Raw genomic sequence first — 26,025 nt, 5'->3', positions numbered from 1 at the left:
GGGACTCAGGGAGGGGGCTCGAAAAGGCAAATCCGCCGTGGGGCGGGCTGGCAATGATTGTCGCTGAACGGCCAGTCCCCCTCCATGAGCAGGTGCTTCAAGTTATGTGGACGGTCGCCCGTTTTGCCAGAGCGGTAGCTGTGAAATTTTTTTCACCCGTGCGACCGGTTTCCTCATTTCGCGCATGGTGTAAACCCTGTAGGGCGAGCGCAATCGATGCCGACAATGAAATTGCAACAGTAGATTGCATCAACATTACGGAGACATTCATGACGCAAAGCAACACACCGCGCCGTCGCAGCCTGCTCAAGGGCGCAGCCGTCGCAGCGGGCGCCCTGAGCGCCCCCATGGTCGCCACGGCGCAGACAACCAGCCTGCGCTTTCAGAGCACCTGGCCTGCCAAGGACATCTTTCACGAATACGCACAGGATTTCGCCAAGAAGGTCAACGACATGGCCGGCGGCCGCCTCAAGATCGAGGTGCTGCCTGCCGGTGCGGTGGTGCCTGCGTTTCAGTTGCTTGAAGCCGTTGGCAAGGGCACGCTCGATGGTGGCCATGGCGTGGTGGCGTACCACTACGGCAAGAACTCTGCCCTGGCGTTGTGGGGCTCGGGCCCGGCGTTTGGCATGGACCCCAACATGGTGCTGGCCTGGCACAACTACGGCGGCGGCAAGGCGCTGCTCGAAGAGATCTACAAGAGCCTGAACCTGGATGTGGTGTCCTATCTGTATGGCCCCATGCCCTCTCAGCCGCTCGGCTGGTTCAAGAAGCCCATCGCCAAGGTCGAGGACATGAAGGGCGTGAAGTTCCGCACCGTGGGCCTGGCAGTGGACATGTACACCGAAATGGGCGCCGCCGTGAACCCTCTGCCCGGCGGCGAAATCGTGCCTGCACTCGACCGTGGGCTGATCGACGGTGCCGAGTTCAACAACGCGTCGTCTGATCGCGTCCTGGGCTTCCCCGATGTGGTCAAGAACTGCATGTTGCAAAGCTTCCACCAAAGCGGCGAGCAGTTTGAAATCCTGTTCAACAAGGGCAAGCTCAACGCGCTGCCTGCAGAGCTCAAGGCCATCGTCGATTACGCCGTGCAGGCCGCCAGTGCCGACATGAGCTGGAAGGCCATCGAGCGCAATTCCAGGGACTACGAAGAGCTCAAGAAGCAGGGCGTCAAGTTCTACAAGACCCCCGATGCCATCCTGCGTGCGCAGCTCGCAGCGTGGGACAAGATCATCACCAAGAAGGGCGATGAGAACCCGTTGTTCAAGAAGATCCTGGAGTCGCAAAAGGCCTTTGCTCAGCGCGCCGGCCAGTGGCAGGGCGACTACATGGTCGATTTCAAGATGGCCTACAACCATTACTTCGGCAAAGGGGCCAAGAAAGCTTGATTCACGCCAGTGAACCAGGGGCGCCTACAGGCGGTGGCCTACAGGCGCCCTTTTTCTGTCCGAGATAGGTAAGCCATGCAAAAACTATTACTCACCGTTGACCGGCTTTCGACCTGGTTCGGCAAGGCCTGTGCCTGGAGTGTGGTCGGCCTCACGCTGCTGATCACCTGGGAGGTCTTCTCCCGCTATGTTCTCAACAAGCCGCATGCCTGGGTGCTCGATGCCCAGATCATGCTGTACGGCCTGTTGTTCATGACCGCAGGCGCCTACACGCTGGCCAAGAGCGGCCATGTGCGCGGCGACGTGCTTTATGGCTTCTTTGCGCCACGTACGCAGGCCTGGATTGATCTGATCCTGTATATCGTGTTTTTCCTGCCCGGCATCATCGCGCTGACCTATGCGGGGTGGTTTTTCTTCCAGGACTCGCTGGCCATGCGCGAGCAGACCTTCAATGCCGACCCGCTGCCGGTGTACCCCTTCAAGTTTGTGGTGCCCCTGGCCGGCGCCTTCCTGCTGCTGCAGGGCATCGTGGAAATCATCCGTTGCGTGATCTGCATCCAGACCGGGGCGTGGCCCAGGCGTGAGGACGACGTCGAGGAAGTGGACGTGGACAAGCTCAAGCAAATGGTGAATGTGAAAGACGCCGACATCGAAGCGCTGGACCGCCTTGTCGTGCAGAAAGGCGGCCACTGATGAAAATCCGCAAGGAACTTTATTTCGGCTTCACGCTGATGGCGCTGATCATCGTCGCGGCCCTCGCGATGGTGTTCAGCGTGGACAAGATGACCAATGGCCACTATGGCCTGCTCATGCTGTCGCTGGTGGTCGTGGCCATCATGCTGGGCTTTCCGACGGCCTTCACCCTCATGGGGATGGGCATGCTGTTCGCCTTCTTTGCCTACCACTCGGGGGGGCAGACGGCGGCCGGGGCGCTCAAGCAGACGCTGGACCTGATGGTGCAGCGCGCGTTCTCGGTCATGGGCAACGATGTGCTGATCTCGATTCCACTGTTCGTTTTCATGGGTTACCTCGTCGAGCGCGCCAACCTGATCGACAAGCTGTTTCGCAGCCTGCACCTGGCGCTGGCCCGGGTGCCGGGATCGCTGGGTGTGGCCACGCTGGTGACCTGCGCGGTGTTTGCCACCGCCACCGGTATCGTGGGCGCCGTGGTCACGCTGATGGGCCTGCTCGCGCTGCCGCAGATGCTGCGGGCGGGCTATGACGTGCGGCTGTCAGCAGGCGTCATCACGGCAGGCGGTTGCCTGGGCATCCTGATTCCGCCCTCGGTGCTGCTTATCGTGTACGGCGCCACCGCCGGTGTGTCGGTGGTGCAGCTGTATGCGGGGCCTTCTTCCCCGGCATCATGCTGGCAGGCCTGTACATCGTGTACGTGATCGTGATGGCCAAGCTCAAGCCCGACTGGGCGCCGCCGCTCACGGCCGCGCAGCGCGCCGTACCTTTGCCCGCGGGCCTGATGGCCATCGGCGCCACATCGGATGGCTGGGCCCCGGGCAGCCTGATCAGCGCCTTGAAGGGCCGGCGCAACCAGAGTGTTTCCAGCGGCTATCTGCTCGGCCAGCTCGGCATTGCGCTGCTGCCGGCCATCCTGTTCGCGTTGGTTGCCGTGGCCAGCTACCAGAGCGCTACGCGCGTGGTGGTGGAAGAGTCTTACACCGAGTTGCAGGCCATGGGAGCGGGCTCGAATCAAGACACCTCCTCGGGTGGAGGCCTGGCTGAACCCGAGGGCTCGGGCCTGGCCGCACCACCCAGTGCCGACGCGGCGGCCGAGCCGCCGGGTGCGGGTGCGGTGGAGGAGCCGCCGGGGCGGAGCCCGCCGGCCAGGAGCGCGCTGCAGGTGCCGTGGCCGAGCCCCCGCCGCCGTGGCCGCAGCCGCTGGTGGTGGCACGGATGCGCCCGCTGCCACCACCAAGCCCGCGTCCACTGGTTTCTGGATCGGTCTGGGGGTCGGTGCGCTGGCGCTGGCGGCGTTCTACGCCATCCTGAGCTACGCACGACTGGAAGTCTTCAAGATGCTGCTGTCGAGTTTCTTCCCGCTGCTGGTGCTGATCCTGGCGGTGCTCGGCTCTATCGTGTTTGGCCTGGCCACGCCGACCGAGGCCGCCGCCGTGGGCGCGTTTGGCGGCTTTGTGCTGGCGGCCGCGTACCGGCAGCTCACCTTCGGTGTGGTCAAGGAGTCGGTGTTCCTCACCGCCAAGACCAGCGCCATGGTGTGCTGGCTGTTCGTCGGCTCGGCCATCTTTTCGGCGGCCTTTGCGCTGCTGGGCGGGCAAGAGCTGGTCGAGCAGTGGGTGCTGGGCATGAACCTCACCAAGACCCAGTTCCTGGTGCTGTCGCAGGTCATCATCTTCATCCTGGGCTGGCCCCTGGAGTGGACCGAAATCATCGTCATCTTCATGCCCATCTTCATCCCGCTGCTCGACAACTTCGGCGTGGACCCGCTGTTCTTTGGCTTGCTGGTGGCGCTGAACCTGCAAACCGCGTTCTTGAGCCCCCCCGTGGCCATGAGCGCGTTCTATCTGAAGGGCGTGGCACCCAAGCATGTCACGCTCAACCAGATCTTTGCGGGCATGTTGCCGTTCATGGGCATCCAGGTGCTGGCCATCGTGCTGCTGTACATGTTCCCCGGCATCGGCCTGTGGCTGCCCCAGGTGCTGTACAAGTAAGCCTGCGGTTGATGCTGCGCGGCACGTCAACCTGAAAGCCGCGCACCCATGGCCCAAGGCGCCCCTGCGGCGCCTTGGGCTTTTGGGTACGGGATTGCTCCCGCGCTTGTTCACAATAGCGGCATGAGCACCGCCGACAGCAACCACACCACGACCACCACCCGCCAGGTCCTTGCGCAAACATTCGATGCACTGCTGCATCCCGAACGTTTCAAGGACTACGGCCCCAATGGCCTGCAGGTCGAAGGCAAGACCGACATCGCCTGCATCGTGAGCGGCGTGACGGCCAGCCGGGCGCTGATCGAAGCCGCCATTGCCCGCCGGGCCGACGCCATTTTTGTGCACCACGGCCTGTTCTGGCGCGGCCAGGATGGCCGCATTACCGGCTGGATGCGCGAGCGCCTGCGCCTGCTGCTGGCGCATGACATCAACCTGTTTGCATATCACTTGCCGCTCGATGCGCACCCCGACGTGGGCAACAACGCGCAGCTGGGGCGGGTGCTGGGCTGGACGGCCGACCAGCGCTTTGGCGAGCAGGACCTGGGCTTTGCCGGGCCGGCCATGTTCGATGATGCGCAGGCACTGGCCGACCATGTGGCCCAGCGCCTGGGCCGCCGCGTGACGCTGGTGCAGCCGGCGGCGCAACGGCGCATCGGGCGCGTGGCCTGGTGCACGGGCGGGGCGCAGGGCTACTTCGAATCGGCCATTGCAGCCGGGGCCGATGCGTTCATCACCGGCGAAATTTCCGAGCCCCAGGTCCACCTGGCCAGGGAAATGGGCGTGGCCTTCATCGCTGCCGGGCACCATGCCACCGAGCGCTATGGCGCCCCCGCCGCTGCCGCGCTGGTTGCGCAGCAACTGGGTGTGGAGCACCATTTCATCGAGATTGACAATCCAGCGTGAGTGGTGCAGTTTGCGTTGCTCATTTTTGCTATTTATTTAATAGCTGATTGCGCTTTATATATAAGCGCTGCCGGCTGATTTGACTAAAAATCCACCATGCAAGCCATCGCCATCACCCAAGGTGACCCCGCCGGTATCGGCCCCGAGATTGTGGCCAAGGCCTTTCGTGACGCACCCGAGGTGCTGCGCGGCTGCTTTGCCGTGGGCGAGCTGGCAACCCTGCGCCGTGCCGCGCAGTGCATCGTGCGCCCCGGCGTGCCGGAGCTGCCGGTGGCGCTGATCGCATCGCCCGATGACGCGTGGCAGGTGCCGCCGCGCTGCATGCCGGTGCTGTCACTGCCGGGTTTGCCTGCGCCCGTGCCGTGGGGGCAGGTGAGTGCCGCGGCCGGCCGTGCAGCAGCCGACTGCGTGGTGTGGGCAGCGCGCGCCGCCCTGCAGGGCCGCATTGCCGCCCTGGTCACGGCACCGCTGCACAAGGAGGCGCTGTCAGCCGCCGGGGTAACTTTTCCGGGTCACACCGAACTGCTGCAGGCCGAGGCGGCGGCCCACCGGGGCGTGCCGCTGGTTGCCATGCCCGTGCGCATGATGCTGGCCAGCGACGAATTGCGCACGGTGCTGGTCAGCATTCATCTTTCGCTGCGCGACGCCATTGCCGCTGTGACGCGGGACAACGTCTTGCAGACGCTGCAGATCACCCATGCCGCGCTGCTGCGAAGCCTGGGGCGCGTGCCCTGCATGGCCGTGGCAGGCCTCAATCCGCACGCCGGCGAAGGGGGCTTGTTTGGCCGTGAGGAAATCGACAGCATCGCACCCGCCATTGCCGATGCGCGCGCGCTGGGCATGGATGTGCACGGTCCGTTGGCGCCCGACACGGTGTTCATGCGCGCGCGCCACACATCGCAGCGTGCCGGGGAGTTCGACGTGGTGCTGGCCATGTACCACGACCAGGGATTGATCCCCGTGAAATACCTGGGGGTAGACAAAGGCGTGAACGTGACACTGGGCCTGCCGCTGGTGCGCACCAGCCCCGACCACGGCACCGCTTTTGACATTGCCGGCCAGGGAATTGCCGACGCGGCAAGCCTGGTGGAGGCGGTGCGCGTTGCGCGCCAGATGGCCCAATAAAAAACGCCCTCTGCAAATGCAGAGGGCGCAGGAAGTGGTGAAGCGGCAGTGGCGCCACACACCAAAAGCGCTCAGCGCTTGAGGCTGTCGCGGATCTCGCGCAGCAGCACGATGTCCTCGGCGGGTGCGGCCGGCGCTTCGGGCGCCGCGGGGGCTTCGCGCTTGAGGCGATTGATCTGCTTGACCATCATGAAGATGATGAACGCAAGGATCAGGAAGTTCACCGCCACGGTGATGAAGTTGCCATAGGCAAACACCGGCACACCGGCCTTTTTGATCGCATCCAGCGTCTGCGCCGTGCCCGCCGGCACCTCGCCCAGGGCGACAAACATGTTGGAAAAATCGAGCTTGCCGAACACCAGACCCACCACGGGCAAGATCAGGTCGGAAACCACCGAGTCGACAATCTTGCCGAAAGCGCCGCCGATGATCACGCCGACGGCCAGGTCAATCACGTTGCCCTTGATCGCGAACTCGCGGAACTCTTGCATCATGGTCATGGGTATTTCTCGATTAGTTGCGGATGCGCAAGTATTGCCGAGTTCGCAGAGCTGTCAAGGCGGGCCTGTACATTGAATTACCCATTTTCACTCCGCTACAATTCGCAGTTGACCCCAATCTAGCGATGTTCATCGAGGATCCCCATGAGTGACACTCCAATCGACTCCAGCAAGCGGACGTGGATCATCACGTCGGCCTGCGCTGGTGCGGTGGGCGGCGTGGCAGCTGCCGTACCTTTCGTGAGTTCTTTCCAGCCCTCCGAGCGAGCCAAGGCTGCAGGCGCAGCCGTCGAGGTGGATATCTCTGCGCTCAAGCCCGGGGAAAAAATCACTGTGGAGTGGCGCGGCAAGCCTGTGTGGATTCTCAAGCGCACGCCCGAGCAGCTCGAATCCCTGGCGCAGACCGAGCCCCAGGTGGCCGATCCCAAATCGGATCGCAAGGCTTACCCCATTCCTGAGTACGCCAAGAACCAGCACCGCTCGATCAAGCCCGAAGTGTTTGTCGGCGTCGGCATCTGCACCCACCTGGGTTGCTCTCCCGGGGACAGGTTCCAGACCGGTCCTCAGCCGTCGTTGCCGGATGACTGGCATGGTGGCTTCCTATGTGCCTGCCATGGTTCCACGTTTGATGTGGCCGGACGGGTCTTCAAGAACAAGCCAGCGCCCGACAACCTCGAGGTGCCTCCGCACATGTATCTCTCCGATACACGTCTGATCATCGGCGAAGACAAGAAGGCCTGAAGGAGCACTACATGGCCCACGAATTCAAAGAAATCTCTCCCAACGCCTCGGCCGGTGCCAAGGTCACGAACTGGTTCGAAAACCGTTTCCCCACGGCGTTCGATGCCTACCGCGTGCATATGTCGGAGTACTACGCTCCGAAGAACTTCAACTTCTGGTACGTTTTTGGTTCGCTGGCCCTCGTGGTGCTGGTGATCCAGATCGTCACCGGCATTTTTCTGGTGATGCACTACAAGCCGGATGCGGCGCTGGCGTTCGCGTCGGTCGAGTACATCATGCGTGATGTGCCTTGGGGTTGGCTGATCCGCTACATGCACTCCACAGGCGCTTCCGCCTTCTTTATTGTGGTGTACCTGCACATGTTCCGCGGCCTGATTTATGGCAGCTACCGCAAGCCGCGTGAGCTGGTCTGGATCTTCGGCTGTGCGATTTTCCTGGCGCTCATGGCCGAAGCTTTCATGGGCTACCTGCTGCCTTGGGGCCAGATGTCCTACTGGGGCGCCCAGGTGATCGTGAACCTGTTTGCCGCCATTCCTTTCATCGGTCCTGACCTGGCGCTGCTGATTCGTGGCGACTTCGTGGTGGGCGACGCCACGCTGAACCGCTTCTTCAGCTTCCACGTGATCGCTGTGCCGCTGGTGCTGCTGGGTCTGGTGGTAGCCCACTTGCTGGCCTTGCACGACGTGGGTTCCAACAACCCCGATGGTGTGGAAATCAAGGCACCCAACGCGCCCAAGGATGCCAATGGCAAGCCGCTCGATGGTGTACCTTTCCACCCTTACTACACGGTGCATGACATCTTTGCGCTGAGCATGTTCCTCATGGCGTTTACTGCGGTGGTGTTTTTCGCGCCGGAATTCGGAGGCTACTTCCTGGAGTACAACAACTTCATCCCGGCCGACCCGCTGGTAACGCCGCTGCACATCGCCCCGGTCTGGTATTTCACGCCGTTTTACTCCATGCTGCGTGCCATCACCAGCGAGATGATGTATGCACTGATTGCCTGCGTGCTGCTGGGTGCCGTTCTCGGCGTGGTCAAGGCCCGTCTGCCAGGTTTCCTCAAGGGTGGCATTGTCATTGCCGCAGCGGTGGCGGTCTTGCTCATGCTGTCGATCGACGCCAAGTTCTGGGGTGTAGTGGTGATGGGTGGTGCCGTGATCATCCTGTTCTTCCTGCCATGGCTTGACAACTGTGCGGTGAAGTCCATCCGCTATCGTCCGAGCTGGCACAAGTACCTGTATGGCATCTTCGTGATCAACTTCCTGATTCTGGGTTACCTGGGTGTGCAGCCGCCGTCTCCTGTGGGTGAGCGCGTTTCTCAGGTTGGCACCTTGTTCTATTTCGGTTTCTTCCTGCTGATGCCCTGGTGGAGCCGTGTGGGCGTCACCAAGCCAGTGCCTGACCGTGTCAACTTCACTGCGCATTGAGCCCTGGAGATAACAACAATGAAGAAACTCATCCTCACGTTGGTGGCCGCGCTGGGCCTGGCGGCCGGTGCCGTGCATGCCGCCGGTGCCAACACCATTGCCTGGGACAAGGCCCCCAACAAGACCAACGACCTGGCCTCGCTGCAAAACGGCGCCAAGGTGTTTGTGAACTACTGCCTGAGCTGCCATTCCGCCGCGTTCATGCGTTTCAATCGCCTGCGCGATATCGGCCTGACGGAGCAACAGATTAAGGACAACCTCCTTTTCACCACTGAAAAGGTGGGTGAAACCATGAAGGCCTCCATTGATCCGAGGCAGGCCAAGGAATGGTTCGGTGCCAACCCGCCCGATTTGACCGTGATCGCCCGCTCGCGCGCAGGCCACGGTGGCACGGGTGCGGACTACCTGTACACGTTCCTGCGCACGTTCTACCGCGACGAAGCCAAGGCCACGGGCTGGAACAACCTGTTGTTCCAGAACGTTGGCATGCCCCATGTGCTGTGGGAGCTGCAAGGTGATCGCCGTCCGATTTTCGAAGCGCATGAAAGCCACGGTCAAACCACTCAGGTGTTCAAGGGCTGGCAGCAAGTTGCCCCTGGTACCATGACGCCCCTGCAGTTCGATCAAACCATTGGCGACCTTGTGAATTACCTCCAGTGGATGGCTGAACCGGCACAAAACACGCGCGTGCGGGTGGGTGTGTGGGTGCTGATTTTCCTGGGTGTCTTCACGGTCATTGCCTGGAGGCTCAATGCGGCCTTCTGGAAAGACGTCAAGTAAACCTTTGATCCGCTGACCGCGCGCCAGCCTGGCGCGGCGGGACTTTACAGAGTGGGCGCTTTTTTAGCGTCCCACTCTTTTGATTTTTAGGAGCCTTTCACCATGATGGTGCTTTACTCGGGTACGACCTGTCCCTTCTCCCACCGCTGCCGCTTTGTCCTGTTTGAAAAGGGCATGGACTTTGAAATCCGCGATGTGGACCTGTACAACAAACCCGAAGACATCAGTGTGATGAACCCCTATGGGCAGGTGCCCATTCTGGTAGAGCGTGACCTGATTCTGTATGAGTCGAACATCATCAACGAATACATTGATGAGCGCTTCCCGCATCCGCAGCTAATGCCCGGCGACCCGGTGGACCGTGCGCGCGTGCGGCTGTTCCTGCTCAACTTCGAGAAGGAACTGTTCGTGCACGTGAATATCCTGGAGTCCCGCGCGACCAAGGGCAACGAAAAAGCGCTGGAAAAGGCCCGCGCCCACATCCGCGACCGCCTGACGCAACTGGCTCCGGTGTTCCTCAAGAACAAATACATCCTGGGTGACAACTTTTCCATGCTGGACGTGGCCATCGCCCCGCTGCTGTGGCGCCTGGATTACTACGGCATTGATCTCAGCAAGAACGCAGCGCCATTGCTCAAATACGCAGAACGCATCTTCTCGCGTCCGGCCTATATTGAAGCACTCACGCCCTCAGAGAAGGTAATGCGCAAGTAAGCTGGCCCATCCGGCTGTACCGACCCTCGCACCGTAGCCATACCATGAATGCCCAGGATTCCACCTCCACACGCCCGTACCTGATCAGGGCCCTCTATGAGTGGTGCACCGACAACGGGTTCACGCCTTACGTGGCGGTGCGTGTGGACGGGTCCGTCCAGGTGCCGCGGGAGTATGTGAAGGACGGTGAAATCGTTCTGAACATCAGCTACGACGCCACCAGTTCTTTGCAGCTGGGCAATGATTTCATCGAGTTCAAGGCGCGCTTTGGCGGCAAGTCGCGCGAGATTCTGGTCCCCGTGGGCCGGGTGATTGCCATCTATGCCCGTGAAAACGGACAGGGTATGGCGTTTCCTCCCCCTGTGGATATGGATGCTGCCACGGTCGATGGCGGGCTGGCTTCAGTGACACCGTCCACGGACGATCCTGCAGCGGCAACCACCGACGACCGCGTGGTGCAGCTGGTGCCTCATGAAGGAGCATCTACCGAAGACGGTGGTGGCGATGCACCGCGTCCTCCGCCCTCCGCAGGCAGCACGCGACCCTCCCTCAAGCGCATCAAATAGCACGCCACGCACTCCAAAATCCGCTGCATTTGCAGGATAAAATGCAGTCTTCGCCGATTTAGCTCAGTTGGTAGAGCAACCGCCTTGTAAGCGGTAGGTCGTCAGTTCGATTCCGACAATCGGCACCATTTATCCCCCAACGGTCTTGCGACTTACCCAGTTTTTAGGCGTGGGTTCAGGTCTGGATCTTGAGGCGGATGGAGTTCACCTCCCACCCCCGGCTTCGCAAATGCGCCTGCAACGCAGGCAGCAATTGGCGTATCTTTGCCGCCGCTGCATTGTTCTTGACCAGCAGACACCAGCTCGTGCCGTCGATAGGGCCAGCTTGCACCGTGGCGCGCAGCGCTGCCGGAATCAGCAATTCAATGGCTTGAAGCCGTTCGCTGGAGTCCCGCGTGAGCGCCGCCAGCTTTGCCAGCGTTGGAGAATCCTCGCTGGCTTGCTGCAGGGTGATTGCGTAGTGGCGGCGGTTCATGGCTTTTGGGATTCGGGGCGTGGTGAAGTCACAATGCATGGGATTATCGCGGACGCCCGGTTTGCGCCGTCCCTCAGTGCACTGGCCCGTGAAAGGTGAAACATCCACGCATATGTGGATCATGCGAGGTCTTTCCGTCTTGCTCCCGACAAAGAGTCAAGGGGTTGCTGAAACCGCATGAGCTTGCCGTTGCAGCCAAAGTGCCTTGACACGCCCTGTGTGATTGGATCCCGGCAAGCGCCATCACCCGGTTTGCCCGGGGCCTTGGCAGCAGGCGGGTAAAATCCTCGGTCCGGAGTCTGTTGCCTGGTGTTGCAGTGCTTGCAATCACGGGCGGTGGGCCCACCTGAAATCAATTCATCTTAGGGGTTTCGGTCGCTTGACATGGTCTTTGGATCATGGAGAGCGGTCCTGTTCGCATGGCCACCAACTTCCTTACCAAACTTTTCGGCAGCCGCAATGACCGGCTCCTCAAGCAATATCGCAAGACGGTTACACGCATCAATGCGATGGAACCCGACTATGAGAAGCTGACCGACGACGCGCTGCGCGCCAAGACGCTGGAGTTCAAGGAGCGTGTGGCCAAGGGTGAGTCGCTTGACGATCTGTTGCCAGAGGCATTTGCCGTGGTGCGCGAAGGCTCCAAGCGCATCATGAAGATGCGCCATTTTGACGTGCAGCTGCTCGGTGGCATGGCATTGCACCACGGAAAGATCGCCGAAATGCGCACCGGCGAGGGCAAGACCCTGACAGCAACCCTGCCCGTCTACCTGAATGCACTTTCGGGCAAGGGCGTGCACGTGGTCACCGTGAACGATTACCTCGCCAACCGTGATGCCATGTGGATGGGGCGCCTGTACAACTTCCTGGGGCTGACGGTGGGCATCAACCTGCCCAACATGCCGCGCGAGGAAAAGCAGGCCGCCTATGCCGCAGACATCACCTACGGCACCAACAACGAATATGGTTTCGACTATCTGCGCGACAACATGGTCTATGAAGCGGGGGACCGCGTTCAGCATGGCCTCAATTTCGCCATTGTTGACGAAGTCGACTCGATCCTGATTGACGAGGCGCGCACGCCACTCATCATCAGCGGCCAGGCCGAAGACCACACGGCCATGTACATCGCCATGAACAAGGTGGTGCCCCTGCTGGTGCGCCAGGAGGGCGAGGCCGACCCGCGCACGGGTGAAGGCGTGACCAAGCCCGGCGATTTCACACTCGATGAGAAAACCCACCAGGTCTTCCTGACCGAGCAGGGGCACGAGTCGGCAGAAAGAATTCTGGCCAACCAGGGGTTGATTGCGGAAGGCGCGTCGGTGTACGACCCGGCCAATATCACGCTCATGCACCACCTGTATGCAGCGCTGCGGGCCAATCACCTCTACCACCGCGACCAGCACTATGTGGTGCAAAACGGCGAAATCGTGATCGTGGACGAGTTCACCGGCCGCCTGATGTCGGGACGCCGCTGGAGCGAGGGCCTGCACCAGGCGGTGGAAGCCAAGGAAGGCGTGACCATCCAGGCCGAGAACCAGACCCTGGCGTCCATCACGTTCCAGAACTATTTCCGCCTGTACAACAAGCTGGCCGGCATGACCGGCACGGCAGACACCGAGGCGTATGAGTTCCAGGAAATCTACGGCCTGGAAACCACCGTGATTCCGCCCAATCGTCCTAGCCGGCGCGAGGACCAGCTCGACCGCGTCTACAAGACCACGCGCGAAAAATACGAAGCGGCCATCAAGGACATTCGCGAATGCCATGAGCGCGGCCAGCCCGTGCTGGTGGGCACGACGTCGATCGAGAACTCCGAAATCATCGACCAGCTGCTGAACAAAGAAGGCCTGCCGCACCAAGTGCTCAACGCCAAGCAGCATGCCCGCGAGGCGGACATCGTGGCGCAGGCCGGTCGCGCCGGCATGATCACCATTGCCACCAACATGGCCGGCCGGGGTACCGACATCGTGCTGGGCGGCAACATTGAAAAACTGGTGGCTGCGGTGGAGACGGACGAGTCACTCGATGAGGCCACCAAACAGATCCGCATTGCCGAAGTGCGCGCGCAATGGGCGCGCGACCATGAAAAGGTCAAAGAGCTGGGCGGGCTGCGCATCATCGCCACCGAGCGCCATGAATCGCGCCGCATCGACAACCAGTTGCGCGGCCGCTCGGGCCGCCAGGGCGACCCGGGTTCATCGCGCTTTTACCTGAGCCTCGATGATTCGCTGATGCGCATCTTCGCGGGTGATCGTGTCAAGGCCATCATGGACCGCCTGAAGATGCCCGATGGCGAGGCCATCGAAGCGGGCATCGTCACGCGCAGCATCGAGTCGGCCCAGCGCAAGGTGGAGGCGCGCAACTTCGACATCCGCAAGCAATTGCTGGAATACGACGATGTGGCCAACGACCAGCGCAAGGTCATCTACCAGCAGCGCAACGACATTCTGGATGCGGCCGAGCTGTCCGACGTGATTGCCGCCATGCGCGAGGACTGCATCACCGATCTGGTGCGCACGTATGTCCCCGCGGAATCGGTGGAGGAGCAGTGGAATCTGCCCGCCCTCGAAAAGGTGCTGGCCGACGAATGGCAGGTTCAGGTTGCGCTGCAGCAGGAAGTGGAGGGCGCGCACAGCATCACCGATGACGAAATTCTGGAGAAGGTGCTGCAGGCTGCCCATGCAGCGTTTGACGCCAAGATCGAGCAGGTGGGGCGTGACAACTTCACCCAGTTTGAGCGCGTGGTGCTGCTGCAAAGCTTTGATTCCAACTGGCGCGACCACCTGAGCGCGCTGGATTATTTGCGCCAGGGCATCCATCTGCGAGGCTATGCGCAAAAGCAGCCCAAGCAGGAATACAAGCGCGAAGCGTTCGAGCTGTTCCGCCAGCTCATCGACCAGGTCAAGAACGAAGTCACCAAGATTCTCATGACCGTGCAGGTGCAGTCGCCAGCGCAGCTCGACCAGGCCGCGCAGGACATGGAAAGCCGTGCCGAAAGCATCGCCAACGTGACCTACACCGCGCCCACCGAAACGGGCGACGTGGAGACCACGGTGGATGCGCAGACGCTGGGCCAGGCCTTGCCCGAAGGCGTCCGCGTGGGGCGCAATGACCCTTGCCCTTGCGGTAGTGGCAAGAAATATAAGCAGTGCCATGGCAAGCTGGCCTGATTGACCAGAACCAGAAGACACGGGCCGCGGCCCGTGTCTTCATTTGCGCGCCACGGTTTTCCGGATAATCGTCCGCAGTTTTTTGAGAAAGACCCCCATGCCCGTCCATCTACTTGCCCCCGTTGCCGCCGATCTGCACCCGATTGCCGGCGTCCGTATCGGTGTTGCCGAAGCCGGTGTCCGCAAAGCCAACCGCAAGGACCTGACGGTGTTCCTGCTGGACGAGGGCGCCAGCGTGGCGGGTGTTTTCACCCAGAACCGTTTTTGTGCTGCGCCAGTACAGATCAGCCGCGAACATCTCGCCAGCGGCCAGTCCATCCGCGCCATGGTGATCAACACCGGCAACGCCAACGCTGGCACGGGCGCCGATGGCCTGGTGCGTGCGCGGGCCACCTGCATTGCGCTGGCGCGCCAGCTCAACGTGGCGCCCGAGCAGATCCTGCCGTTCTCCACCGGCGTGATCATGGAGCCGTTGCCCCACGACCGCATCGAAGCCGGCCTGCCCGCCGCCATTGTCGACGCACAGCCCGACCACTGGGCGCGTGCAGCCGAAGGCATCATGACCACCGACACGCTGCCCAAGGCCTTCTCGGCGCAGGTGCCGATCGGTGGTGCCACGGTGTCCATCACCGGCATCAGCAAGGGCGCGGGCATGATCCGCCCCAACATGGCCACCATGCTCGGCTTCATGGCCACCGATGCCTGTGTGCACCCCTCGGTGATGCAGCAACTGGCGCGCGAGCTGGCCGATGGCTCGTTCAATCGCGTCACCATCGATGGCGACACCTCTACCAACGACTCGTTTGTGGTGGTGGCCACCAACAAGGCGGCGCACGCACCCATCACAACGCTGGCCAGTGCCGAGGGCCAGGCCCTCAAGGCCGCCATGCTGGGCGTGGCGCAAAAGCTGGCCCAGGCCATCGTGCGCGATGGCGAAGGTGCCACCAAGTTCATCACCGTGCGGGTGGAGGGCGGCAAGACCGGCGAGGAATGCCGCCAGGTGGCCTATGCCATTGCCCACTCGCCGCTGGTCAAGACGGCGTTCTACGCCAGCGACCCAAACCTGGGCCGCATCCTGGCGGCGGTGGGCTATGCGGGCATTGCCGATCTCGACCAGACCGATATCGACCTCTACCTCGACGACGTGCATGTGGCCATGAAAGGTGGGCGCAACCCCGCCTACCGCGAGGAAGACGGTCAGCGCGTGATGAAGCAAAGCGAGATCACCGTGCGCGTGCTGCTGGGGCGCGGTGACGCCGTGGACACGGTGTGGACCTGTGACTTCAGCCACGAATACGTCACCATCAATGCGGACTACCGCTCGTAATTTGCTCCTTAATTGATAGCTATTGGCGCTTTATGAAGAAGCGCTATAGGCCAAAATGAACCAAAAATTTGAACACCTGATCGAGCGCGCCGAGCAGCTCATTGCGCGCATCGAATCCGTGCTGCCGCAGCCCCTGGGCGCGCCCGACTGGTCGGCCGCCATTGCCTGGCGCTACCGCAAGCGCAGCAGTGGGCATGGCACCCTGGAGCCCGTGCGCCATGTGGCGGCCATGCAACTCGCCGACCTCCAGGAGATCGACGGGCAAAAAGAAAAGATCGAGCGCAACACACAGCAGTTCGTGCAGGGCAAGCCCGCCAACAACGTGCTGCTGACCGGCGCGCGCGGCACGGGCAAGTCTTCGCTCATCAAGGCCTGCCTGAATGCCCATGCGGCCCAGGGCCTGCGCCTGATCGAAGTGGACAAGGCCGACCTCACGGATCTGCCCGACATCGTGGATGTGGTGTCCGCCCGGCCCGAGAAATTCATCGTCTTCTGCGACGACCTGAGTTTTGAAGACGGCGAGCCGGGCTACAAGGCGCTCAAGTCCATCCTTGATGGCTCGGTGGCGGCGGCCACGCCCAATGTGCTGATCTACGCCACCAGCAACCGGCGGCATTTGCTGCCCGAGTACATGGCGGAAAACCTCACCTACACCCATACCGATGATGGCGAGGTGCATCCCGGCGAGGCCGTGGAAGAGAAGATTTCGCTGTCGGAGCGTTTTGGCTTGTGGGTCAGTTTTTACCCCTTCAGCCAGGATGAGTACCTGACCATCGTGGCCCAGTGGCTGTCGTCGCTTGGCGTGCCGGCATCCGCCATCGCGGCGGCACGCCCCGAGGCCTTGGTCTGGGCGCTGGAGCGCGGTTCGCGCAGTGGCCGCGTGGCCTACCAGTTCGCGCGCGACTACGCAGGGCGGCACAGTGGCTGAGCGCAAGCACACCGAGGTGGCTGTGGGCATCTTGCTGCGCGCGGATGGCGCGATGCTCTTGTCCACGCGCCCGCCTGGCAAGCCCTATGCGGGCTACTGGGAGTTTCCGGGTGGCAAGCTGGAGGCGGGCGAAACGGTGGAGGAGGCGCTGCGCCGCGAGTTGATCGAGGAGCTGGGGGTGACCATCGGGCCCGCCAGCGTCTGGAAGGTGACGGAGCACGACTATCCCCATGCGCTGGTGCGCCTGCACTGGTGCAAAGTTTCGGAGTGGACCGGAGCGTTCGAGATGCGCGAGGGCCAGACGATGGCCTGGCAGCAGATGCCTTTGAGCGTGGCGCCGGTGTTACCCGGTGCTTACCCCGTGCTGCAATGGCTGGCCGAGGAACGTGGTCAGCAGTTTTCCCTTGAACAGCTACTGAATTAATAGCTATCAGCGCTTATCCAATAAGCGCTTACACCGGATCTGGCTGATATTCTTGGGTTGCCTGCAACCGAAGTGCCGTCAATGCTGTTGGCGTGGATCGCCGTACTGTGCGTCGTTCGGTGGTGCTTCGGCGGGCATGCGAAAATCCTCGCTGGCCCAGGCGCCCAAGTCCATCTGCTTGCAGCGCTCGCTGCAAAAGGGACGATAGCGGTTCTGGGGACCGTAGATGCTGTCGCCGCCGCACTGCGGGCAGGTGACAAGGCGGGTGACTCCACCCGGTGGGGTTTCGGTTGCCATCTGCGGGCCTCCTTCAGGCGCAGAGCGTGAGCTCGAAAGCGGCATCCTCGGTGGACGCCTGCAGGCGTCCATCGGGTTCCTGCCGCATCAGGCGCACCGACACGATCAGGCGGTTGCCGCTGATCTCCGGAATCAGCTCCAGTGCGGGGTCGATGCGCAGGCGCAGCAACTGGAAGGTACGGCCTTGCGGCAGGTTCTGCTGGAACTGGCCGCGCTCGGCCGCCACCTTTTGTGGCACGCCCGAGTCCCGCAGCAGCTTGAGAAGTACGTAAATGGATTCCGCCAGGGGCGCGAGGGTGGATGCCCATTGCTCCAGCGCGTGCTGGCGCACCCCCACGTCCTTGTGCTGCCAGGCGTAATAGGCCGGCAGATCAAAGCCGCAAGTGCCGCCGGGGATGCCCACGCGGCTGCGGATGCTCATCAGCCAGTCGTTTTCAGTGAGGGCATGGCCCGACTTGCCCGTCTGGTGGTTGAGCGCCGTGAAACAGTGGTCCAGCTGTGCCACCACGGCATCGAGTGCCGCCTCGGAAATGGAGGGGTTGCCCCGGTAGCTGTCGAGCTGGTGCTTGTGTTTCTCGATGTCTTTGAGCACGTCGGACTTCAGGTCGGCACGCGCCGCCACGTCCATGATCTCAAAGATGGTGACGAGGGCAAAGTGGTGGTCCAGCGGATGTTGGCGAGGAATCAGCTCACCCAGCCGGCGAAACAACTGCTCTAGCCGCAGATAGGTCCTGAGGCGCTCGTTAAAGGGGTATTCGTAAAGGATCACGCTGGCGGATTCCTGGGGGCTCAGTGGATGTTCTGACGCCGGTGGCGCACGGCATGGAGAGGCGGCACAAATAAGCTGGGTCGCATCATAGCCCGAACAGGCGCGCCAACTCGATTGCATGGCTTCGCAGGGTATCCAGCGCAATGCCATCGTTCAGAACCACGGCGTCTGCGGCGGCGCGCCGGGCTGGGCGAGATGCCTGTGTATCCAGGATGGCTTGCACCGCAGCGCGCTCCAGACCGTTACGCGCCATGACGCGGTGGATCTGTGTTTCGGTACTGCAATCCACCACCACCACCGCATCGAGCTTGCGCACCCAGCGGCCCGATTCCACCAGCAAGGGAATATCGAAGACGATGACGCGATGCCCTGCGACCCTTGCATCCTGTGCTTGCTGGTCGCCCATGCGTGTGACCCAAGGATGGACGATGGCTTCGAGCTGGGCGCGTGCCTGGGGGGCAGAAAAGGCCAGGGCGCGCATGCGGACGCGGTCCATGGCGCCCGTGGCATCGATGGCGTCTGGTCCGAAGGCGGCCCGGATGTCGGCTATGGCGGCGCCTCCGGCGGCAGTGACTGCGCGGGCAATCGCGTCCGCATCAATCAGCGCCGCGCCACAGGAATGGAGCATCTGCCCCAGCGTGCTCTTGCCGCTGCCAATGCCCCCGGTCAGGCCCACATGCATTGGCCGTTGCATGATTACAAACCGAACAGGCTCAGCACCGTTTGCAAAATGGCATTCGGCCCGAACACCATGGCCGTCAGGCCTGCACCCACCAGGAAGGGGCCGAAGGGAACGTAGCCGCCTTCACGCAGGTTGTTGAAGATCTTCAGGCCAATCCCGACCAGTGCACCGATCACCGATGACATCAAAATGATCGGGACCAGGGCCTGCCATCCAAACCAGGCGCCCAGGGCGGCAAAAAGTTTGAAGTCGCCATATCCCATGCCCTCCTTGCCCGTGGCAAGCTTGAAAGCCCAGTACACCAGCCAAAGCGAGAGATAACCTGCTGCAGCACCCGTCACGGAAGCCAGCAGGGGAACATCGATCCAGCGCCCCGCCGACGCCAACAAACCGGCCCAGAGCAGGGGCAGTGTGATGTCGTCGGGCAGCAAGGTGGTGTCCCAGTCGATGAACGCCAGCGCAACCAGGGCAGCCGAGAAGCCGCACCAGGCAAGGCCCGTGGGCGTCAAGCCCCATTGGTGCACACAGAACGCAAAAAGCGCTGCGGTAAGGATCTCTACCAGAGGGTAGCGCACGCTGATGCGCACATGGCATGCCGAGCAGCGCCCGCGCAGAAACAGGTAGCTCAGCACCGGTATGTTTTCATACCACTGCACCACATGCCCACAGGAGGGGCAGCGTGAGCGGGGTGTCCACAGATTGAAGGTCTTCTTTTCAGTGCTCGCCGTTGGTGGGGCATGGGCGTCGGCGTCGGCTGCGAACGCCGCATGCTCCTGTGCCCATTGGTGCTCCATCATTTTGGGCAACCGGTGAATCACGACATTGAGAAAGCTGCCAAGCAGCAGGCCTAGAACGCCCGCAATGGCGGGTTCTGCCCAGATATCCACGCCCATCAAACGACCTGACCGAGCTTGAAAATCGGCAGGTACATCGACACCACGATGCCACCAATGAGGGTGCCCAAAAATACAATGATGATGGGCTCCATCAGGCTCGACAGCCCGGCAACCATGTCGTCCACTTCGGCTTCGTAGAAATCGGCTGCCTTGCCCAGCATGTGGTCGATGGAACCCGACTCCTCTCCAATGGCGCACATCTGCAGCACCATGGAGGGAAAAATATTGGCGTTGCCCATTGCCGCAGTCAGGCTGGTTCCGGTGGAAACCTCTTGCTGAATCTTGTCGGTCGCCATGGAATAGACAGAATTGCCTGCGGCGCCCCCCACGGAGTCCAGTGCCTCCACCAAGGGCACGCCGGCGGCAAACATGGTCGAGAGCGTGCGGGTCCAGCGGGCGACGCAGGACTTTTCCACCAGCGCACCAAAAATGGGCATGCGCAGCATCAGGCGGTCCATGAACATCTGGACTTTTTCATTGCGACGCCAGGCCTGCATGAAGAAGTAAAATCCGCCACCCAGCACACCGAAAATCAACCACCACCACTTCACGAATATTTCGCTGATGGCCATGACGAAAAGGGTGGGGCGGGCAAATCCGCACCAAACGAGGTGAAAACTTCCTTGAAGGCCGGAATCACAAAAATCATGATCACGGTAACCACCACAAACGCCACGATCACCACGGAAATCGGGTACATGAGTGCCGACTTGATCTTGGACTTGATGGCCTCGGTCTTTTCCATGTAAAGCGCCAGGCGATCGAGAAGCGCTTCCAGAATACCCGCAGCTTCCCCCGCCTCGACCAGATTGCAGTACAGGCTGTCGAAATACATGGGGTACTTGCGAAATGCGCCATTGAGCGAAGTACCGGTCTCGACATCCGACCGCACGTCGTTCAGCAACTTGGTCACGCTGGCATTGGTATTGCCGCGTCCCACAATGTCGAATGCCTGCAGCAGCGGCACCCCAGCCTTCATCATGGTAGCCAGCTGACGGGTGAACAGGGCGATATCCTTGGGTTTGATCTTCTTGCCCGAGCGCATGCGGCGCTTCTTGATCTTGGTGGGAAAAACCCCTTGGCGCCGCAACATCGCCTGCACCTGATTTTCGCCGACGGCACGGGTTTCCCCCCGGACAATCTTTCCGTTGCGGTCTTTGCCTTCCCACTCAAAGACGAAATCCTTGATATCACGATTGGATGCTGCGGTTGCCATGATGCTCCCTCGTTTTTGAATTATTCGTTGGTCACTGCCAGCACTTCTTCCAGGGAAGTGAGGCCCAATTTCGCTTTATGCAGGCCCGCTTCACGCAAAGAACGCACGCCTTCCCGCTTTGCCTGCTCCGCAATTTCCATCGCGCTGCCGTCGCGCAGGATGATGCGCTGAATTTCTTCAGTGATGGGCATGACCTGATAAATCCCCAAGCGACCCTTGTACCCGTTATTGCAGGCAGAGCAGCCAACAGGGCGGTAGGTTACCCAGGAACCATCGAGCTCATCCTCGGGGTAGCCGGCATCCACGAGTGCTTCATGTGGAATATCGGCTGGTGTCTTGCACACGGGGCAAAGCCGACGGGCCAGACGCTGGGCCGTGATCAATATGACACTGGATGCAATATTGAAGGGCGCAATTCCCATGTTGCGCATGCGTGTCAACGTGGTGGGGGCGTCATTGGTATGCAATGTGGACAGTACGAGGTGTCCCGTTTGCGCCGCCTTGATGGAAATGTCAGCGGTTTCCAGATCGCGAATTTCCCCCACCATGATGATGTCGGGATCTTGACGCAGAAATGACTTGAGGGCCACCGCAAAGGTGAGCCCGGCCTTTTCGTTGACGTTGACCTGGTTCACCCCTGGGAGGTTGATTTCAGAGGGGTCTTCGGCGGTGGCGATATTGACGCCAGGCTTATTGAGCAGATTCAAACAGGTATATAGCGAAACCGTTTTGCCCGACCCGGTGGGGCCGGTGACCAATACCATTCCGTAAGGGCGACCGATAGCCGCCAGCAGGCGCTCTTTCTCAACGGCCTCATATCCGAGGGCATCGATGCCCAATTTTGCGCTGCTGGGATCCAGAATACGGATCACGATTTTTTCACCAAACAGCGTCGGCAAGGTGCTGACACGAAAGTCGATGACCCGGTCCGGTCCCACTTTCAGTTTCATCCGCCCATCCTGGGGCACCCGTTTTTCGGAAATATCGAGGCGCGATATAACCTTGATGCGAGAGGCTAATTTATCCTTGATGGCAATCGGGGGCGATGCAATCTCGCGCAACTCGCCATCAATACGAAACCGTACTCGATACTGGTGCTCATAAGGTTCAAAATGCAGATCCGATGCCCGCATATTGAAGGCATCCAGCAGCATTTTGTGCAGAAACTTGACGATGGGAGCATCTTCAACTTCGGTTGTCGCTTCATTGCTCTCCGCAGCCTCTTCGACAGCCACATCGTCGAATTCAAAATCGCCTCCACCGCTGATCAGCGTATCCATGGTTTCGCTGGTGGATTTTGTGCTGATTTCTACCAGACGACTTAATTTGTCGTATTCGGCAATAATCCAGTCCACCCCCATTTGGGTGGTGAATTTGATTTTCTCTGCGGCTTCCTGATCCGTTGGATCCGCCGTGGCAACGATGAGTCGATTATTTCTTTTGCTGAGAACAACCACCCGGTAGGCGCTGCAAATTTTGGCGTCCAGCAGATCTTTGGGAAGACGCTGCGGATCTATGGCATCCAGATCCAGCAAAGGCGCGCCAAAAACAGCGGAGACGGTGTGCGCCAAATCCGAGGCCGAAACGACACCTGATCCTGTCAGCTCAGCGATAAAGCTGGTGCGGCTTGATTGTGACTTTTTGTAAATATCCTCGGCTGATTTTTGTGTCAGCTTTCCTGCAGACATCAGCGCGCGGCCCAATCCCGGGAGGGCTACTGAGGAAGCTTCTTTCTGGGCAGTATCGACAGCGGCCATGTAACCCGGGCAATTAGTGGTTGAAGAAACCATCCTATCATCGCCGAACACTCGCGCCCTGTACAGCGCTGCCATATGGCAGTATTGCCACAGTGCGAGGAATGTGTTTGATTTGTACTGAGAATGGTCGGGGTGAGAGGATTCGAACCTCCGGCCTCTACGTCCCGAACGTAGCGCTCTACCAGGCTAAGCTACACCCCGTGCGTTGACACCGCTGATTACAATTTCTGGTGCATTCAGCAGAAATTCAGGCGCGGCGCTCAAGCAATTGAGTTGCTAATTGTAGCAAGCTCGTTGCGTAGTTGTTCACTGGCAACTGCTCCGCGGCGGTTATTGCGCGGCGGGCTTCCGTGAACGCAGCAGTGCGCGCTGCTTCCAGTGCTCCGGTGGTTCGGACAATGGCCACTACATCGTCCAGTCGGTCTGTGGAGCCTTCTTCAATGGCTTGCCGCACAATGGCGGCTTGCTCGGAAGAGCCTCGTTGCATGGCCACGATGAGCGGCAGCGTGGATTTTCCTTCGCGCAGGTCATCGCCCAGGTTTTTCCCCATTTCCGCCGCGTCCCCGTCATAGTCGAGCACATCGTCAATGATCTGGAACGCTGTGCCCAGTGCTTGCCCGTACGTTGCGCACGCCTCTTCGATGGCGGGGGGGGCTGCCGCAAGAATGGCGCCCAACCGAGCGCTGGCTTCAAAGAGCTTGGCGGTCTTGGAGCGGATGACTTGCAGATACCCTGATTCATCCAGTGATGCATCATGCATGTTCATCAGTTGGAGTACTTCTCCTTCGGCGATGACATTGGTGGCCTCGGACAGCACATCCATGACGCGCATGTTCCCGGTCTCCACCATCATCTGAAACGAGCGCGAGTGCAGAAAATCGCCCACCAGTACGCTCGCGGGATTGCCAAAAGTCTGATTGGCAGTGGCGCGCCCCCTGCGCAGTGTGGAGGCGTCCACGACGTCGTCGTGCAGCAAGGTGGCTGTATGGATCAACTCGACGACTGCAGCCAGGCTGAACCGGTGTGGTCCCCGATAGCCCAGGGCGCCACATATCATCAGGAGCAGGGCGGGGCGCAGCCGCTTGCCGCCGGCTGCAATGATGTACTGGGAGATTTGTGCCACCAGGGGCACGCTGGACGTCAGGCGCTGGGCAATGACACGGTCCACTTCGCGCATGTCGTCGGTGATGATCGTCAATGGCGACGGGGCGGTGGGGATAAGGGGGGAAGTCAAGATAGGGTGGCACGCAGAAAGTGCTGCGAATTATAGGAAGGCCTGCGCGCAGGCTGGCCATTGCCGATGTGATTGCCGCACAGTGTATGCATCGGTTGGCTACTTTTCCGTCTGATGGTATAATTTTTGGCTCTGCGGAAATCCGTCTGCAGAACTCATATCAAGAGGTCAACATGTACGCGGTCATAAAAACCGGCGGCAAGCAGTATCGCGTTGCTTCCGGCGAAAAAATTAAAGTAGAACAGATTGCTGCGGACGTAGGCCAGGAAATTGTGATCGACCAGGTTCTGGCTGTCGGCAACGGCGCTGAACTGAAGGTGGGTACTCCCCTGGTGTCCGGCGCAACCGTGAAAGCCACTGTCGTGGCGCACGGCAAACACGACAAGGTGCACATCTTCAAGATGCGCCGTCGCAAGCACTATCAGAAACGTCAAGGTCACCGTCAGCAGTTCACCGAGCTGCAAATCGGCGTGATCGCTGCTTAAAAAGGAGCTGATGTCATGGCACAGAAAAAAGGCGGCGGCTCTACGCGAAACGGGCGCGATTCCAAGCCAAAGATGCTGGGTGTCAAGGCGTTCGGTGGTGAACTGATCAGCGCTGGCTCGATCATCGTGCGTCAGCGCGGCACGCGTTTCCATCCCGGCAACAATGTCGGCGTGGGCAAGGATCACACCTTGTTCGCCTTGGTGGATGGCCACGTGTCGTTCGGCACCAAGGGTGCGTTGTCCAAATCCACGGTCAATGTGACTCCCGCCTGAGGTTGATTCCTCTGGCAGCAATCGAAGCCCCGCCCTGTCGGGGCTTTGTTGTTTAAGGCGTGTGCTGGTGCTATGGTGCTGGCCCGCGTGCCCCGCACGGTCGGGGCTTTGCGCTTTCAGAAGGATTCGCCCGCCTTCTATGCGCTATTTTGTAAACTGGATACCCCATGAAGTTCGTCGATGAAGCCTATATTGACATTGCTGCCGGTGATGGTGGCAATGGCTGCGTGTCGTTCCGGCACGAAAAATACAAGGAGTTCGGCGGTCCCAATGGGGGTGACGGGGGGCGCGGAGGGCATGTGTTTGCCGTGGCGGATCCCAACCTGAACACTTTGGTGGACTTTCGCTATTCCCGCCGCCACGAAGCCAAGCGGGGCGAGCATGGCATGGGCTCTGACATGTTTGGTGCTGCAGGCACGGACATCACGCTGAAGATGCCCGTAGGCACCATCATTTCCGATGCCGAAACGGGCGAAGTCCTGTACGAGTTGCTTACCCCGGGGGAGGTGATCACCATCGCCAAGGGCGGGGATGGGGGCTTTGGCAACATGCGTTTCAAAAGCGCCATCAACCGGGCGCCGCGGCAGAAGACGCCGGGCTGGCCGGGTGAGAAAAAGAACCTGAAACTCGAATTGAAGGTGCTCGCCGACGTGGGGCTGCTGGGCATGCCGAATGCGGGCAAATCGACGTTCATTACGGCAGTATCCAACGCACGCCCCAAGATTGCCGACTATCCGTTCACCACGTTGCACCCGAATCTGGGAGTGGTGCGCGTAGGTCCCGAGCAGAGCTTTGTGGTGGCCGATATTCCTGGCCTGATTGAAGGTGCTTCTGAAGGTGCGGGGCTGGGTCATCAGTTCCTGCGCCACCTGCAGCGCACCCGTTTGTTGCTGCACATTGTGGATCTCGCGCCCTTTGATGATGCGGTGGATCCGGTGGCTCAGGCCAAGGCCATCGTGAATGAACTGAAGAAATACGACCAGCAGCTCTACAACAAGCCGCGCTGGCTGGTACTGAACAAGCTTGACATGGTGCCCGCGGATGAACGAGAGACGCGCGTCAAAGACTTCGTGAAGCGTTTCAAGTGGAAGGGCCCGGTATTCGAAATCTCTGCGCTGACGCGCGAAGGTTGCGAGCCGCTGATCCATGCCATCTTCCGCCATGTGCAGTCTGAGCAACGCACCGAAAACGAGCCGGTGGAAGTCGATCCACGGTTTGCTGGAGATGCACCCGTCTGACGGCCTTGGCTGCTCGTACGGCCTCT

Annotated in this window: 24 protein-coding genes, 2 tRNA genes and 2 pseudogenes; 18 read left to right on the top strand and 10 right to left on the bottom strand. The window is 60.8% G+C overall.

Annotated features, from left to right (window positions below; translation table 11 throughout):
* Nucleotides 1–269: 269 nt before the first annotated feature.
* From CBP34_RS15985 to pdxA, 5 genes and pseudogenes are all read left to right on the top strand, one after another.
* Complete coding sequence (locus CBP34_RS15985; protein WP_094098602.1) at nt 270–1,385, top strand: TRAP transporter substrate-binding protein; 1,116 nt, start codon at nt 270–272, stop codon at nt 1,383–1,385.
* Nucleotides 1,386–1,460: 75 nt separating this feature from the next.
* On the top strand, nt 1,461–2,078 hold the full coding sequence (locus CBP34_RS15980; protein ID WP_086913268.1) for a TRAP transporter small permease subunit: 618 nt from the start codon (nt 1,461–1,463) through the stop codon (nt 2,076–2,078).
* Nucleotides 2,078–4,069: pseudogene (locus CBP34_RS15975) on the top strand (TRAP transporter large permease). The gene CBP34_RS15980 and the pseudogene CBP34_RS15975 overlap by 1 nt, the downstream one beginning before the upstream one ends.
* Before the next feature lie 123 nt (nt 4,070–4,192).
* Entirely contained in the window at nt 4,193–4,972 is a 780-nt protein-coding gene (locus tag CBP34_RS15970) for a Nif3-like dinuclear metal center hexameric protein (protein WP_094098601.1), read from the top strand.
* Between the two features lie 96 nt (nt 4,973–5,068).
* The gene (gene pdxA, locus CBP34_RS15965) at nt 5,069–6,097 is read left to right on the top strand and encodes a 4-hydroxythreonine-4-phosphate dehydrogenase PdxA (protein WP_094098600.1); all 1,029 of its coding nucleotides are present in this window, start codon (nt 5,069–5,071) and stop codon (nt 6,095–6,097) included.
* A 71-nt stretch (nt 6,098–6,168) separates the two neighbouring features.
* Here pdxA and mscL read toward each other — a convergent pair whose 3' ends face one another.
* Nucleotides 6,169–6,597 carry a large conductance mechanosensitive channel protein MscL gene (gene mscL / locus CBP34_RS15960; protein WP_086928049.1) on the bottom strand — a complete coding sequence of 143 codons (429 nt, stop codon included), beginning with the start codon at nt 6,595–6,597 and terminating at the stop codon, nt 6,169–6,171.
* A 144-nt stretch (nt 6,598–6,741) separates the two neighbouring features.
* Here mscL and petA point away from each other — a divergent pair, with 144 nt between their 5' ends.
* From petA to CBP34_RS15930, 6 genes are all read left to right on the top strand, one after another.
* The gene (gene petA, locus CBP34_RS15955) at nt 6,742–7,338 is read left to right on the top strand and encodes a ubiquinol-cytochrome c reductase iron-sulfur subunit (protein ID WP_086928048.1); all 597 of its coding nucleotides are present in this window, start codon (nt 6,742–6,744) and stop codon (nt 7,336–7,338) included.
* 11 nt (nt 7,339–7,349) lie between these two features.
* Nucleotides 7,350–8,765: a cytochrome b gene (locus CBP34_RS15950; RefSeq protein ID WP_094098599.1), complete on the top strand. Its 1,416-nt coding sequence runs from the start codon at nt 7,350–7,352 to the stop codon at nt 8,763–8,765.
* Nucleotides 8,766–8,783: 18 nt separating this feature from the next.
* Nucleotides 8,784–9,545 carry a cytochrome c1 gene (locus tag CBP34_RS15945; protein ID WP_094098598.1) on the top strand — a complete coding sequence of 254 codons (762 nt, stop codon included), beginning with the start codon at nt 8,784–8,786 and terminating at the stop codon, nt 9,543–9,545.
* A gap of 102 nt (nt 9,546–9,647) precedes the next feature.
* Complete coding sequence (locus CBP34_RS15940) at nt 9,648–10,259, top strand: glutathione S-transferase N-terminal domain-containing protein (RefSeq protein WP_094098597.1); 612 nt, start codon at nt 9,648–9,650, stop codon at nt 10,257–10,259.
* A 44-nt stretch (nt 10,260–10,303) separates the two neighbouring features.
* Nucleotides 10,304–10,825: a ClpXP protease specificity-enhancing factor gene (locus CBP34_RS15935; protein WP_094098596.1), complete on the top strand. Its 522-nt coding sequence runs from the start codon at nt 10,304–10,306 to the stop codon at nt 10,823–10,825.
* Nucleotides 10,826–10,877: 52 nt separating this feature from the next.
* Nucleotides 10,878–10,953, top strand: a tRNA-Thr gene (locus tag CBP34_RS15930).
* A 47-nt stretch (nt 10,954–11,000) separates the two neighbouring features.
* Here the strand turns inward: CBP34_RS15930 and CBP34_RS15925 are convergent.
* Nucleotides 11,001–11,300 carry a hypothetical protein gene (locus CBP34_RS15925; RefSeq protein WP_094098595.1) on the bottom strand — a complete coding sequence of 100 codons (300 nt, stop codon included), beginning with the start codon at nt 11,298–11,300 and terminating at the stop codon, nt 11,001–11,003.
* A gap of 419 nt (nt 11,301–11,719) precedes the next feature.
* Here CBP34_RS15925 and secA point away from each other — a divergent pair, with 419 nt between their 5' ends.
* The 4 genes from secA to CBP34_RS15905 all read left to right on the top strand — a co-directional run bounded on the left by secA (nt 11,720) and on the right by CBP34_RS15905 (nt 17,152).
* Complete coding sequence (gene secA, locus CBP34_RS15920) at nt 11,720–14,473, top strand: preprotein translocase subunit SecA (protein WP_094098594.1); 2,754 nt, start codon at nt 11,720–11,722, stop codon at nt 14,471–14,473.
* 97 nt (nt 14,474–14,570) lie between these two features.
* Nucleotides 14,571–15,800 (top strand): bifunctional glutamate N-acetyltransferase/amino-acid acetyltransferase ArgJ, encoded by a 1,230-nt coding sequence (gene argJ / locus CBP34_RS15915; protein ID WP_094098593.1) that lies wholly within the window; start codon nt 14,571–14,573, stop codon nt 15,798–15,800.
* Nucleotides 15,801–15,855: 55 nt separating this feature from the next.
* A complete protein-coding gene (locus tag CBP34_RS15910; protein ID WP_094098592.1) occupies nt 15,856–16,728 on the top strand; it encodes an ATP-binding protein in 873 nt (290 codons plus the stop codon).
* A 52-nt stretch (nt 16,729–16,780) separates the two neighbouring features.
* Complete coding sequence (locus CBP34_RS15905) at nt 16,781–17,152, top strand: NUDIX domain-containing protein (protein WP_236748592.1); 372 nt, start codon at nt 16,781–16,783, stop codon at nt 17,150–17,152.
* Nucleotides 17,153–17,230: 78 nt separating this feature from the next.
* Here the strand turns inward: CBP34_RS15905 and CBP34_RS15900 are convergent, their stop codons facing one another.
* From CBP34_RS15900 to CBP34_RS15865, 8 genes and pseudogenes are all read right to left on the bottom strand, one after another.
* Nucleotides 17,231–17,449: a DNA gyrase inhibitor YacG gene (locus tag CBP34_RS15900; protein WP_094098590.1), complete on the bottom strand. Its 219-nt coding sequence runs from the start codon at nt 17,447–17,449 to the stop codon at nt 17,231–17,233.
* Between the two features lie 13 nt (nt 17,450–17,462).
* On the bottom strand, nt 17,463–18,218 hold the full coding sequence (gene zapD / locus CBP34_RS15895; protein ID WP_094098589.1) for a cell division protein ZapD: 756 nt from the start codon (nt 18,216–18,218) through the stop codon (nt 17,463–17,465).
* A gap of 85 nt (nt 18,219–18,303) precedes the next feature.
* A complete protein-coding gene (gene coaE, locus CBP34_RS15890) occupies nt 18,304–18,912 on the bottom strand; it encodes a dephospho-CoA kinase (protein ID WP_094098588.1) in 609 nt (202 codons plus the stop codon).
* Nucleotides 18,913–18,914: 2 nt separating this feature from the next.
* The gene (locus tag CBP34_RS15885) at nt 18,915–19,793 is read right to left on the bottom strand and encodes a prepilin peptidase (RefSeq protein ID WP_086913250.1); all 879 of its coding nucleotides are present in this window, start codon (nt 19,791–19,793) and stop codon (nt 18,915–18,917) included.
* Nucleotides 19,793–21,012, bottom strand: a pseudogene (locus CBP34_RS15880) (type II secretion system F family protein). The gene CBP34_RS15885 and the pseudogene CBP34_RS15880 overlap by 1 nt, the downstream one beginning before the upstream one ends.
* 20 nt (nt 21,013–21,032) lie before the next feature.
* Nucleotides 21,033–22,769: a type IV-A pilus assembly ATPase PilB gene (gene pilB / locus CBP34_RS15875; RefSeq protein ID WP_086913248.1), complete on the bottom strand. Its 1,737-nt coding sequence runs from the start codon at nt 22,767–22,769 to the stop codon at nt 21,033–21,035.
* A 124-nt stretch (nt 22,770–22,893) separates the two neighbouring features.
* Nucleotides 22,894–22,970, bottom strand: a tRNA-Pro gene (locus CBP34_RS15870).
* 46 nt (nt 22,971–23,016) lie between these two features.
* Nucleotides 23,017–23,946, bottom strand: coding sequence for a polyprenyl synthetase family protein (locus CBP34_RS15865; protein WP_094099216.1), 930 nt, complete (start codon nt 23,944–23,946; stop codon nt 23,017–23,019).
* A gap of 230 nt (nt 23,947–24,176) precedes the next feature.
* Here CBP34_RS15865 and rplU point away from each other — a divergent pair, with 230 nt between their 5' ends.
* From rplU to cgtA, 3 genes are all read left to right on the top strand, one after another.
* Entirely contained in the window at nt 24,177–24,488 is a 312-nt protein-coding gene (gene rplU, locus CBP34_RS15860; protein ID WP_024814187.1) for a 50S ribosomal protein L21, read from the top strand.
* A gap of 15 nt (nt 24,489–24,503) precedes the next feature.
* Complete coding sequence (gene rpmA / locus CBP34_RS15855; RefSeq protein WP_008905145.1) at nt 24,504–24,761, top strand: 50S ribosomal protein L27; 258 nt, start codon at nt 24,504–24,506, stop codon at nt 24,759–24,761.
* A 167-nt stretch (nt 24,762–24,928) separates the two neighbouring features.
* Entirely contained in the window at nt 24,929–25,999 is a 1,071-nt protein-coding gene (cgtA, locus tag CBP34_RS15850; RefSeq protein ID WP_094098587.1) for an Obg family GTPase CgtA, read from the top strand.
* The last annotated feature ends 26 nt before the right edge of the window (nt 26,000–26,025 follow it).

It is taken from the genome of Acidovorax carolinensis (genome assembly GCF_002157145.1).
GTDB lineage: Bacteria > Pseudomonadota > Gammaproteobacteria > Burkholderiales > Burkholderiaceae_C > Acidovorax > Acidovorax carolinensis.
The sequence above is the reverse complement of the archived record's forward strand: the minus strand, read 5'-3'. Positions and strand labels throughout refer to the sequence as shown.